This window comes from Kytococcus sedentarius DSM 20547 (assembly GCF_000023925.1).
GTDB lineage: Bacteria > Actinomycetota > Actinomycetes > Actinomycetales > Dermatophilaceae > Kytococcus > Kytococcus sedentarius.
The window spans coordinates 1200539-1212167 of sequence record NC_013169.1 but is presented as its reverse complement, the minus strand read 5'-3'; the positions used below and the strand labels follow the sequence as shown (position 1 = coordinate 1212167).

Sequence of the window (11629 nt, the reverse complement as noted above, 5' to 3'; positions counted from 1 at the left end):
TGTTTCCTAGGCTCGCGGGCATGGAGATCCTCACCCTCGTGGGCACCGGGCTGGTCACCGGCATCGGCCTCATCGCGGCCGTCGGCGCGCAGAACGCCTACCTCCTGCGGCGGGGACTGCTGCGTGAGCACGTCGGGGCCCTGGTTGCCCTGTGCGCGCTCTCGGACATCGTCCTCATCGGCGGGGCCGTCCTGGGCGTGGGCGCCGTCCTCACCTGGTGGCCACCGCTGCTGGACATCGTCCGCTGGGGCGGGGCGATCTTCCTCGTGGGCTACGGCCTGAGCTGCTTGTGGCGGGCCGCCCGGTCCACCGAGTCCCTCACCGCCGCCCCGGCCGCGACCGGCGCCCCCACCGTCAGCCTGCGGCGCGCGCTGCTCACGATGGCGGGCTTCACCTGGCTCAACCCGCACCTCTACCTGGACATCACGATCCTCGGCGGTCTGGCCAACGGCTACGGCGAGACCGGGCGCTGGTGGTACTATACGGGGCTGTGCCTGGCGAGCTTCACCTGGTTCAGCGCCCTCGGCTTCGGCTCGGCGCGGCTGGCCCCGGTGTTCGCCCGCCCCCGCGCGTGGCAGGTGTTCGACACCCTCATCGGCGTGGTCATGATCGCCCTGGGCATCGGCCTAGCGCTGCGCTGAGGACCTCGCGGGTGCCGTCGCAGCGGAGCGCGCCGGCGGGGGCGCTCGGAGCGACGGGACGCAGGAGGGCCGCCGGGTGGTGCACCCGGCGGCCCTCCTGCTCAGTCCGTGCTCAGCAGCCGACGAGGCGCTGCGCGAGATAGCCCTGTACCTGGTCCAGGGGCACGCGCTCCTGGCTCATCGTGTCGCGCTCGCGGATCGTCACCGCATCGTCCTCGAGGGTGTCGAAGTCCACCGTGATGCAGAACGGCGTGCCGATCTCGTCCTGGCGGCGGTAGCGCTTGCCGATGGCCTGCGAGTCGTCGAAGTCGACGTCCCAGTACTGGCGCAGCTGGGCCGCCAGCTCGCGCGCCTTCGGCGAGAGCTCCTCGTTGCGGCTCAGCGGAAGCACGGCCACCTTCACCGGGGCCAGGCGCGGGTCGAGCTTGAGCACGACGCGCTTGTCCATGCCGCCCTTGGCGTTCGGGGCCTCGTCCTCGGTGTAGGCGTCGATGAGGAAGGCCATCAGCGCACGCGTGAGACCGAACGCGGGCTCGATGACGTAGGGCACGTAGCGCTCGCCGGTCGCCTGGTTGAAGTAGGACAGGTCCTGCCCGGAGGCCTCGGCGTGCACCGAGAGGTCGAAGTCCGTGCGGTTGGCCACACCCATCAGCTCGCCGAACTCCGAGCCGGAGAAGCCGAAGCGGTACTCGAGGTCGATCGTGCGGTCGGAGTAGTGGGACAGCTTGTCCTCGGGGTGCTCGTAGCGGCGGATGTTCTCCGGGGTGATGCCCAGGTCGAGGAACCACTTCTCGCAGACCTCGAGCCACTCGTCGAAGTACTTCGGCGCCTCGGCCGGGGCCACGAAGTACTCGAGCTCCATCTGCTCGAACTCGCGGGTGCGGAAGATGAAGTTGCCCGGCGTGATCTCGTTGCGGAACGACTTGCCCACCTGGGCGATGCCGAACGGGGGCTTCTTGCGCGAGGTGGTCATGACGTTGGCGAACTGCGTGAAGATGCCCTGGGCGGTCTCCGGACGCAGGTAGTGCTTGCCGCTCTCGTCCTCGGTGACGCCGAGGTAGGTCTTGAGCAGACCGGAGAACTGCTTGGGCTCGGTCCACGCCCCCTTGGTGCCACAGTTCGCGCACGCGATGTCCTCGAAGGAGACGTCATCGGGGTCCACCTCCTGCCCCTTGGCAGCCTTCTTCTCGGCGACGGCCTCCTGGAGGTGGTCGGCGCGGAAGCGCTTGTGGCAGGACTGGCACTCGGTGAGCGGGTCGGTGAAGGTGGCGACGTGCCCCGAGGCCTCCCAGACCGCGGTGGGCAGGATGACGGCGGAGTCGAGCCCCACGACGTCGTCGCGCATCTGCACCATGGTGCGCCACCACTGGCGCTTGATGTTCTCCTTCAGTGCCACGCCCAGCGGACCGTAGTCCCAGGCAGAGCGGGTCCCGCCGTAGATCTCCCCGGTGGGGAACACGAACCCGCGACGCTTGCAGAGGGAGACGACGGTGTCGACGATCGAGGTCTTCTTGGCCATGGCCACAGGGTACGTGGCCGCAGTTTGACAACAGTTCTCGGCTACCTGAGAATCATTGTCATGCCCCGTCACTCACTCCGTCCCACCTCCCCCCTGTCGCGATGGGGGGCCGGCGCCCTCGCGGCGACCCTCGTGCTCGCGGGGTGCGGCGACGAGGCCGACGGCGGGTCCGACGCCGGCCAGGCGATGGCGGTCTCCACCGGCCTCTTCCCGCTGACCCACCTGGTGGAGAAGGTGGGAGGCGACCACGTCGAGGTGACCCAGGTGACTCCCTCGGGCACCGATCCCCACCACCTGGAGATGACCCCGAAGTCCACCGGGCAGCTGCAGGAGGCCGACCTCGTGGTGTACCTGGAGACCATGCAGCCCGCACTGGACTCCGCCGTCGACGCCGTGGCCGGTGACCACTCCTGGGACGTCGCCGAGGCCGTGGACCTCGAGGCCGGCCCTCCGGAGGGTGAAGCCGAGGGCGAGGGCGAGGAGCACGACCACGCCGAGGACGAGGGTGAGGGCCACGACGACCACGCGGACCACGGGCACGAGGGCCACGACCACGGCGGGGTGGACCCGCACTTCTGGCTGGACCCCCTCACCTACGCGAAGGCGGCCCGGGCGACCGGGGAGCGGCTCGCCGAGCAGGACCCGGACCACGCGGACGACTACCGCCGCAACGCCGAGGCCTACGCCGAGGAGCTCGAGGCGCTCGATGACGAGCTCGCGAAGGGTTTTGCCTCCTGCGAGATCACCGACCTGGTGGTGGGGCACGAGGCCTACGCCTGGTTCAGCGGGCGGTACGGCTTCCACCAGATGGGGGTGGCCGGGATCGCCAACGGGGCAGAGGTCTCCCCCGCTCGGCTGGCGGAGCTCACCGGGGTGGTGCGGGAGGCCGGGGTGACCACCATCTACGCCGAGCCCCTGACCCCGCAGGACAACGCCGAGGCACTGGCTGCCGAGACGGGGACGACGGTGGAGGTCCTCGACCCGGTGGCCGGTCTGTCGGACAGCTCGGCCGCCGAGGACTACGTGGGCCTGATGCGCGCGAACGCGGAGACCCTGCGGGCCGGCCAGGACTGCGCATGAGAGAGGCCCTGACACTCGACGGCGCGGTCTACGGGCACGACGGGCACCCTGCTGTCGGCCCGGTGGACCTCCGCATCCCTGCCGGGCAGAGCGTGGCCCTGACTGGCCCCAACGGGTCCGGCAAGAGCACCCTGGCCCGGGGGCTGCTCGGGCTCAACGACCACCTGGCCGGCACGGCGACCCTGCTGGGCACGCCCCTGCGGCAGCTCCAGGACCGCACCCGCATCGGCTACGTCCCGCAGCACCACACGGTCGCCGACCGGATCCACGCCACCGTGGGCGAGGTGATCCTGGCCGGGCGCGTCCCCGCCCTCCCCTGGTGGCGCCGTCCCGGCCGCGCCGACCGGGAGGCAACGGCGCGCGCGGCGGCGGACGTCGGGCTCGACGACCGCCTGCACCACAACCTCGCCGACCTCTCCGGGGGTCAACGTCGGCGGGCCCTGCTGGCCCGGGCCCTGGTGAGCCAGCCGGACCTGGTGATCCTGGACGAGCCGACCGCCGGGGTCGACCTGGCCAACCAGCGCCTGCTGGCCCACCTGCTGCGGCGACTGGGCCAGGGAGGGTTGACGATGCTGGTGGTCACGCACGAGCTGGACCCCCTGGCCGACGCCCTGGACCGTGTACTCACCCTGACCGGGGGGCGCCTGACCGACGACCGCGCGATGGAGGCCCCGCATGGCTGAGATGCTCCAGTTCGAGTTCATGCAGCGCGCCCTCCTGGCCGCGCTGCTCGTCGGCGTCGTCGCCCCCATGGTGGGCATCTTCATCGTGCAGCGCGGGCTGAGCATGATCGGCGACGCGCTGGGCCACGTGGCCCTGGCCGGCGTCGGCATCGGGCTGGTGATGCACACGCAGCCCGTCTGGTCGGCCCTGGTGGTCGCGGTCGCCGCGGCCCTCCTCATCGAGACGCTCCGCGCGCGCGGCGGAACCGGCAGCGACGTGGTGATCGCGCTGATGCTGCACGCGGGCATCGCGCTGGGTGTGGTGCTCCTGAGCACCAGCCCGGCCGCAGGTGGAGCAGGCCTGGAGAACTACCTGTTCGGTGCGATCACCACCACCACACGCGCGGACCTCGTGACCTTCGCCGTCCTCGGGCTGGTGGTGGTGGCGGCCACCACGCTGCTGCGTCCGCGGCTGTTCGCCGTGGCGCAGGACGAGGAGTACAGCCGCTCCCAGGGGCTCCCGGTGACCGCGCTGAACATGCTCCTGTCCGCCCTGGTGGCGGTGACGATCGTGATGTCGATGCGGGTGGTCGGGCTGCTGCTGATCTCGGCCCTGATGGTGGTGCCCAACGCAGCGGCCCAGCGGCTCACCCGCGGATTCGCGGCCGCGTGGTGGTGCGCCATCGCCATCGGTGCCGTCTCGGCCGTGGGCGGCGTGACCCTCAGCTACAGCCACGACCTCCCCTCCGGAGGGACCATCGTGCTGGTCACCGTGGCGATCTACGCCGCGGTGATCGTCGCCACCGAGGTGATGCACCGGGTGCGCATCGGCCGCCACCGGCGCGCCACCACCAACGAGCACCACGAGCACGAGCACCACCCGGACTGTGGCCACACCCCCGTCCCCCACGGCGACCACGTGGACTACCTTCACGGGGACCACCTGCACCACCCCCACGCGGGGCACTACGACGAACGACCGCTCGATGCCGAGGAGGCCCGATGACCACCGCCGTGCGGCGCACCCGCCAGCAGCTCGCCATCCTGGAGGCGCTCACGGCCCGCGAGGACTTCGTGGCCGCCCAGGAACTGCACGCCGCGATGGGGCGCGACGGCCACAAGGTCGGCCTGGCCACCGTCTACCGGGCGTTGCAGACCTTCGACGAGGCCGGCGAGGTGGACTCGATCCTCACCGAGACCGGTGAGTCGCTCTACCGGGCCTGCAGGACCCCGCAGCACCACCACCACCTGCTCTGCCGCGAGTGCGGGACGGCCGTGGAGATCGACGGGCCGGTGGTGGAGCAGTGGACCGAGACCATCGCTCGAGAGCACGGGTTCACCGAGCCCACGCACACCATCGAGATCTACGGACGCTGCTCCGACTGCTCCTGAGGGCGGTCGACCGCTCCCCCGAACCGGCGGTCCCGCCCGGCGTAGCGCTCCAGCGCGGCCCACAGGTGGCGGCGGTCGAAGTCCGGCCAGAGGGTCTCGGGGAAGTCCAGCTCTGCGTAGGCGCTCTGCCACAGCAGGAAGTTGCTGGTGCGGTGCTCGCCCGAACTGCGCAGGAACAGGTCGACGTCCGGCATCCGGGGGTCGTAGAGGTGCTTGGTGATGGTGGCTGCGGTGATGCCGCCAGGGGTCAGCCGACCGGCCGCCACCTCCTGCGCGATCGAACGCACCCCGTCGACGAGCTCGGCCCGCCCACCGTAGTTCACGCAGAAGTACAGGGTGAGCCGGTCGTTGTCACGGGTCATCTGCTCGGCGGCCTCGAGCTCCTTGATGACCCCACGCCACAGCCGCGGGCGGCGGCCGATCCACCGCATCCGCACCCCCCAGGCGTTCAGCTGGTCTCGCCGGCGGCGGATCACCGCACGGTTGAAGCCCATCAGGAAACGCACCTCCTCGGGCGACCGACGCCAGTTCTCGGTGGAGAACGCGTAGGCCGACAGGTTCGGCACGCCGGCCTCGATCGCCCCGGCCACCACGTCCAGCAGCGCGGCCTCCCCCGCCTCGTGGCCCGCGGTCCTCGGCAACCCGCGCTCGTTGGCCCAGCGACCGTTGCCGTCCATCACCACCGCCACGTGCTGCGGCAGCTCCTGCGGGGCCAGCGCGGGCGGGCGGGCCCCCGAGGGGTGGGGGTAGGGGTCGGCGTGGGACATCTCAGGCTCCGGGGGTGGTGTGGGACGGGACGGGCTGGTCGGGGGCTGTCTGGTCGGGGGCGGCCGCGGGTCCGCTGCTGGGCTCGCGGGAGAGCAGGTCCTCCAGGTCCAGGTGCCGCACCGAGCGGACGTTGCGCTCGGTGTGCCACTGCACGTGCCCGGTCACCAGGGAGTGCACCTCGCGCCGGCACGCATCGGACCGGGCGCCACCCAGCAGACCACGGACCGTGCCCCAGTCGGACTCCCCCAGCGCGTGCAGCATCGTGAAGCTGTCCGGGTGCGGGGCCTCGGCGCCGGCCGTCCGGCAGCTGGGGCACACCGCTCCCCCGGCGGCCACGTGGAACGCGCGGTGCGGGCCGGGAGCGCCGCACCGCGCACAGTCGCGCGCCATCATCGGCCACCCGGCGATCGCCATGGCGCGCAGCAGGTACCCGTCCAGCAGGAGGTCGGCGGGCCACTGGCCCACTGCCAGGGCGGACAGGGCCCCGGCCAGGAGGCGGAACTGCTGCGGGGAGGTCTCCCCCTCGTCCACCAGGCTGTCAGCGGTCTCGCACATCACCGTGGAGCAGACCCACCGGGGGTAGTCCCGCGCGATCGCCTCGCCGTAGGCCGCCAGCCCCTCGGCCTGGGTGATCGTGTCGAGGGTGCGGCCCTCGTAGCACTGCACGTCGACCACCATTGCCGGCTCGAGCCGCGCACCGAACCGGGAGCGCGTGCGCCGCACCCCCTTGGCCACGGCCCGCACCTTGCCCCGCTGGTGGCCCAAGAGGGTCACGATGCGGTCGGCCTCACCCAGGGGGTGCGTGCGCAGCACGATGGCGGCGTCGCGGTAGAGGGGCATTCCCCCATTGTGCCGCGCGGGTCGCCCGAGCACGCTCTCGGCCCTGTGTACTAGTCTGCACGCATGCTCGTACGACAGGCGGTGGCGGCCGCAACCCAGGGGTCCTTGTTCGACCAGGAGACGACGCTCGGACTCCGCTCCCTGGCGGGCGCGGTCGTCCGGCAGCACCTGACCGACGGTGCGTGGGTGGACGTGCGGCCGGGGTGGTTGACGGGCTCTGAACAGCTGTGCGCCGAGCTGGTGACCACCGTCCCCTGGCAGGCCGAGCGCCGGCGCATGTACGACCGCGTGGTGGACACGCCGCGCCTGCTGCGCTTCTACGGGCCGGGAGCGGCCCTGCCCCACCCCGTGCTGCGCGAGGCCCGCGAGGCCCTGACGGCCCACTACGCGGCGGAGGCCGGCGCGCCGCCCTTCACCACCGCCGGGCTCTGCCTGTACCGCGACGAGCACGACTCCGTGGCCTGGCACGGCGACCGGGTGGGCCGTGGGGCGACCCACGACACCCTGGTCGCGATCCTGTCCACCGGGGCACCCCGCCGGTTGCTGCTGCGCCCCCGGGGCGGCGGCGCCACCCGCACGCTGCAGGTGGGCCACGGCGACCTCGTGGTCATGGGCGGCTCCTGCCAACGCACCTGGGAGCACGCGGTCCCCAAGGAACACCACCGCACGGGCCCCCGCGTCAGCATCCAGTTCCGGCCCGCCGGGGTGCGCTGAGGCATCCCCTCGCGGCCCCTCTTGGAGAACCGACCCGTCACCGGGTGGCCGGGTGCTCAGAAACCCAGGCGCTGCAGTTGCTTGGGGTCGCGCTGCCAGTCCTTGGCCACCTTGACGTGCAGGTCCAGGTGCACCCGCTGTCCAAGGAGCTCCTCGATGGCCTTGCGGGACGTGGTGCCCACCTCGCGGAGCCTCGAGCCACCCTTGCCGATGATGATGGCCTTCTGGCTGGGGCGCTCCACGAAGACGTTGACCCGCACGTCCATGAGCGGCTTGTCCGCGGGCCGGTCCTCGCGCGGGAGCATCTCCTCGACCACCACCGCCAGGCTGTGCGGCATCTCGTCGCGCACGCCCTCCAGGGCCGCCTCGCGCACGAGCTCGGCGATCATCACGTCGGTCGGCTCGTCGGTGAGCACGTCCTCGGGGTAGAGGGGCGGCGAGAGCGGGAGCTTCTCGGTGATCAGGCGGCGGACCACGTCGAGCTGCTCGCCGTTGACCGCCGAGCAGGGGACGATCTCGTCGAAGTCGCCCAGCTGGTCGATGGCCATGAGGTGCTCAGCCAGCTGGTCGCGGGAGACGAGGTCGGCCTTGGTCGCGATGGCGATGATCGGCGTGCGCCGCCCGCGGCGCAGCTCCTCGAGCTCGGCGGCGATGTACTTGTCACCCGGGCCCGGCTTCTGGTCGGCCGGCATGCAGAAGCCGATGACGTCCACGTCCAGGAGCGTCTCGCGCACCACGTCGTTGAGGCGCTGCCCCAGCAGGGTGCGGGGCTTGTGCAGACCGGGGGTGTCGACCACCACGATCTGGCTGGCCTCGTCACCGATGATGCCGCGCACCGTGTGGCGCGTGGTCTGCGGCTTGTTGGAGGTGATGGCAATCTTCTGCCCCACCAGCGCATTGGTGAGCGTGGACTTGCCCGCGTTGGGGCGGCCGACGAAGCAGACGAAGCCTGCCCGGAAGTCGTCGGGGAATCCTGCGGGGATCGTCATGGGTGCTCCTTGGCAAGGGGGCGGGTCTGGCGGGCGGGTGCGCCCAGCCGGAGCAGGCCGCCCGGGGTGTCGTCGTCCTGCTGGTCCAGCATGTCCGGTGCGGTGGCCTCGTCCAGGACGGGTCCTGCGGCGTGGGCCCCGGAGCCCTCGGGCTGCTCGTCCTCCGCCGGTGCCGCGGACTCGGCGGCGGCCTCGTGCTCCGCGACCTGCCCGCCGTGGCCGATCCACTCGGCGATGACCGTGGCCACGCGGTGGCGACGCCCCGAGAGACGCTCGGCCGTGAGGCGGATGCCGGCCACGTCGCCGGTGCTCCCGACGATCGGCACGCGGTCCACCAGCTTCGCCAGCAGTCCCCCAACCGTCTCCACGTCCTCGGTGACCTCCTCGCTGAAGGACACCTCGAACAGGTCGGCGAGGTGGTCCACGTCCATGGAGGCAGCCACCCGCCACGCGCCGTCCTCGAGCTGCGTCGACTCGGCGGTCTCGCGGTCGTGCTCGTCGGTGATCTCGCCGACGATCTCCTCCAGGATGTCCTCGATGGTGAGCAGTCCGGCCGTCCCGCCGTACTCGTCGATGACGACCACCAGGTGGGTCTGGCTCACCTGCATCTCCCGCAGGAGCTGGTCGACGTTCTTGCTCTCGGGCACGAAGGTGGCCTCGCGCATGACCTCGGCCGCGGTGAGGGACTCGCGCGCCGCGGGGTCGGCGTTCACGCGACGCACCACGTCCTTGAAGTGCACGACGCCCAGGATGTCGTCGGTGCCGCCCTCCCCGACCACGAGGATGCGGGAGAAGCCCGAGCGCAGGGCGAGGCTCATCACCTTGCGCAGCTGCTTGTGGCCCTCGATGACCACCATGTCGGTGCGCGGCACCATCACCCGTCGGGCCGTGGTGTCACCGAGCTCGAAGATGGAGTGGATCATCTCCCGCTCCTCGGCCTCGATCACCGAGCTCTCGCCGGCGAGGTCCACCATGTCGCGGAACTCGGCCTCGTTCTCGAACGGCCCCTCGGCGAAGCCCTTGCCCGGCGTCACGGCGTTGCCGACCACGATGAGGGCCTTGGACAGCGGGCCGAGGACGGTGCGGGCGCGGGCCACCACCGGGGCGGCGCGCAGGGCGATGGCCTCGGCGTTCTGCCGCCCCAGCGTGCGCGGGGAGACGCCCAGCACGACGTAGGACACGACCGTCACCAGCAGGACCGCCACCAGCAGGGCCAGCCACCACTGGTCCAGCCAGCGGTCGACGGCGATCGTCAGCAGCACGGCCACGCTGCACTCGCCCAGCACGCGCAGGAAGGTCACCACCGACATGTGGGTGGCGGTGTCTTCGAGGATGCGGGCCAGGGCATCGCCGCCGGGCCGGCCCTCCTGGGCCAGCGACTCGGCGTGGCGCTTGCTGATGCGCTGCAGCGCCGCCTCGGCCATCGTCATCAGGTGGGTCAACGCGACCAAGACCAGCGCCGCCCCCAGGATCCAACCCAGCATCAGCGCTCTCCTCCTGCACCCGGTCGGGGCGCGGCCGTCGTCGTCCGGCCGGAACCGGCGAGGTACGCGGTCAACAGCTCGGCCTGCAGCGTGAACATCTCTCGTTCGTCGTCCGGGTCCGCGTGGTCGTAGCCCAACAGGTGCAGCACACCGTGCACGGTCAGCATGAGCAGCTCCTCCCCCACCGGGTGGCCCAGGCGGGAGGCCTGCTCGGCTGCCACCGTGGGGCACAGCACGATGTCGCCCAGGACGCCGGGCTCGGAGGGCCGTTCCGGCGTGCCGGGGCGGAGCTCGTCCATCGGGAAGCTCATGACGTCGGTGGGGCCCGCCAGGTCCATCCACTGCTCGTGGAGCACCTCGATGGCGGCGGCGTCGACGAAGCGGATGCACAGCTCCGCCGCCGGGTTCACGTGGAGGGTGTCCATGGCGAACTGCGCCGCGGCCACGACGTCGTCCGGGTCCGTCAGGGGGTCGTCCTCGACGAGGACCTCGATCGTCATGCGCGCCCCGTGCCCCGGGAGCCCTGCTGGCTGGCGTCCCACTCGCCGTAGGCCTCCACGATGCGGGAGACCAGGCGGTGGCGCACGACGTCGACGCTGGTGAGGCGGGAGAAGTGCACGTCCTCGACCCCGGCGAGGATCTCCTGCACGATGGCCAGCCCCGAGCGGGTGCCGCCGGGCAGGTCCACCTGGGTGGTATCGCCGGTGACGACCATCGTGGAGCCGAAGCCCAACCGGGTGAGGAACATCTTCATCTGCTCCGGCGAGGTGTTCTGGGCCTCGTCGAGGATGATGAACGCGTCGTTGAGCGTGCGACCGCGCATGTAGGCCAGGGGGGCGACCTCGATGGTGCCCGAGGCCATCAGCCGCGGGATCGAGTCCGGGTCCACCATGTCGTGCAGGGCGTCGTACAGGGGGCGGAGGTAGGGGTCGATCTTCTCGTTCAGGGAGCCGGGCAGGAAGCCCAGTCGCTCGCCGGCCTCGACCGCCGGACGGGTCAGGATGATGCGGCTGACCTCCTTGGCCTGCAGGGCCGCCACGGCCTTGGCCATGGCCAGGTAGGTCTTGCCCGTGCCCGCCGGGCCGAGGCCGAACACGATGGTGTGCCCGTCGATCGCGTCCACGTACTGCTTCTGCCCGAGCGTCTTGGGGCGGATGGTCCGGCCGCGGCTGCTGATGATGTTCTGCGTGAGGACGTCCGCGGGGCGCTCCGCCGTTCGCGCCCGCAGCATGCCGATCGAGCGCTCCACCGCATCGGCGGTGAGGGGGTGGCCTGCACGCACCATCACGAGCATCTCCTCCACCACCCGCTCCACCAGCGAGACCTCGGCCACGGGGCCGGACAGGTGCAGCTCATCACCGCGGGCCAGCAGCTCGACGTGGGGGAAGGCGCGTTCGATGGTGCGGAGCAACTCGTCCTGCGGACCCCACAGGGTCACGATCGAGATGCCCTCGGGAAGGGTGATGGTGGAACTCGTGGTGGGCTCACCCGAGGCGGCTCGTGCCGGGGCGTGGGTCTGCTGGGGGTCGTTGCTCATCGT

The 11629-nt window shown here is 71.6% G+C and carries 13 protein-coding genes; 6 read left to right on the top strand and 7 right to left on the bottom strand.

The window, feature by feature from the left end; translation table 11 throughout:
- The first annotated feature begins 20 nt into the window (after positions 1–20).
- Entirely contained in the window at positions 21–641 is a 621-nt protein-coding gene (locus KSED_RS05790; protein WP_015779169.1) for a LysE/ArgO family amino acid transporter, read from the top strand.
- Between the two features lie 112 nt (positions 642–753).
- Here the strand turns inward: KSED_RS05790 and KSED_RS05785 are convergent, their stop codons facing one another.
- Positions 754–2160 (bottom strand): glycine--tRNA ligase, encoded by a 1407-nt coding sequence (locus KSED_RS05785; RefSeq protein ID WP_015779168.1) that lies wholly within the window; start codon positions 2158–2160, stop codon positions 754–756.
- A 60-nt stretch (positions 2161–2220) separates the two neighbouring features.
- Here KSED_RS05785 and KSED_RS05780 point away from each other — a divergent pair, with 60 nt between their 5' ends.
- The 4 genes from KSED_RS05780 to KSED_RS05765 are packed head-to-tail and all read left to right on the top strand — an operon-like array spanning position 2221 to position 5294.
- Complete coding sequence (locus KSED_RS05780; RefSeq protein ID WP_015779167.1) at positions 2221–3240, top strand: metal ABC transporter substrate-binding protein; 1020 nt, start codon at positions 2221–2223, stop codon at positions 3238–3240.
- A complete protein-coding gene (locus KSED_RS05775; RefSeq protein ID WP_015779166.1) occupies positions 3237–3923 on the top strand; it encodes a metal ABC transporter ATP-binding protein in 687 nt (228 codons plus the stop codon). The genes KSED_RS05780 and KSED_RS05775 overlap by 4 nt, the downstream gene beginning before the upstream one ends.
- A complete protein-coding gene (locus tag KSED_RS05770; protein ID WP_015779165.1) occupies positions 3916–4908 on the top strand; it encodes a metal ABC transporter permease in 993 nt (330 codons plus the stop codon). The genes KSED_RS05775 and KSED_RS05770 overlap by 8 nt, the downstream gene beginning before the upstream one ends.
- A complete protein-coding gene (locus KSED_RS05765) occupies positions 4905–5294 on the top strand; it encodes a Fur family transcriptional regulator (RefSeq protein ID WP_015779164.1) in 390 nt (129 codons plus the stop codon). The genes KSED_RS05770 and KSED_RS05765 overlap by 4 nt, the downstream gene beginning before the upstream one ends.
- Here KSED_RS05765 and KSED_RS05760 read toward each other — a convergent pair.
- On the bottom strand, positions 5267–6061 hold the full coding sequence (locus tag KSED_RS05760; RefSeq protein ID WP_015779163.1) for an isoprenyl transferase: 795 nt from the start codon (positions 6059–6061) through the stop codon (positions 5267–5269). The genes KSED_RS05765 and KSED_RS05760 overlap by 28 nt on opposite strands.
- Position 6062: 1 nt before the next feature.
- A complete protein-coding gene (gene recO / locus KSED_RS05755) occupies positions 6063–6902 on the bottom strand; it encodes a DNA repair protein RecO (RefSeq protein ID WP_015779162.1) in 840 nt (279 codons plus the stop codon).
- Between the two features lie 63 nt (positions 6903–6965).
- Here recO and KSED_RS05750 point away from each other — a divergent pair, with 63 nt between their 5' ends.
- Positions 6966–7616, top strand: coding sequence for an alpha-ketoglutarate-dependent dioxygenase AlkB (locus tag KSED_RS05750; RefSeq protein ID WP_041290878.1), 651 nt, complete (start codon positions 6966–6968; stop codon positions 7614–7616).
- Positions 7617–7672: 56 nt separating this feature from the next.
- Here the strand turns inward: KSED_RS05750 and era are convergent, their stop codons facing one another.
- The 4 genes from era to KSED_RS05730 are packed head-to-tail and all read right to left on the bottom strand — an operon-like array spanning position 7673 to position 11626.
- The gene (era, locus tag KSED_RS05745) at positions 7673–8605 is read right to left on the bottom strand and encodes a GTPase Era (RefSeq protein WP_015779160.1); all 933 of its coding nucleotides are present in this window, start codon (positions 8603–8605) and stop codon (positions 7673–7675) included.
- Positions 8602–10089 (bottom strand): hemolysin family protein, encoded by a 1488-nt coding sequence (locus tag KSED_RS05740; protein WP_015779159.1) that lies wholly within the window; start codon positions 10087–10089, stop codon positions 8602–8604. Before KSED_RS05740 ends, era begins: the two co-directional genes overlap by 4 nt.
- The gene (ybeY, locus tag KSED_RS05735; protein ID WP_015779158.1) at positions 10089–10589 is read right to left on the bottom strand and encodes an rRNA maturation RNase YbeY; all 501 of its coding nucleotides are present in this window, start codon (positions 10587–10589) and stop codon (positions 10089–10091) included. The genes KSED_RS05740 and ybeY overlap by 1 nt, the downstream gene beginning before the upstream one ends.
- A complete protein-coding gene (locus KSED_RS05730) occupies positions 10586–11626 on the bottom strand; it encodes a PhoH family protein (RefSeq protein WP_015779157.1) in 1041 nt (346 codons plus the stop codon). Before KSED_RS05730 ends, ybeY begins: the two co-directional genes overlap by 4 nt.
- Positions 11627–11629 lie beyond the last annotated feature (3 nt).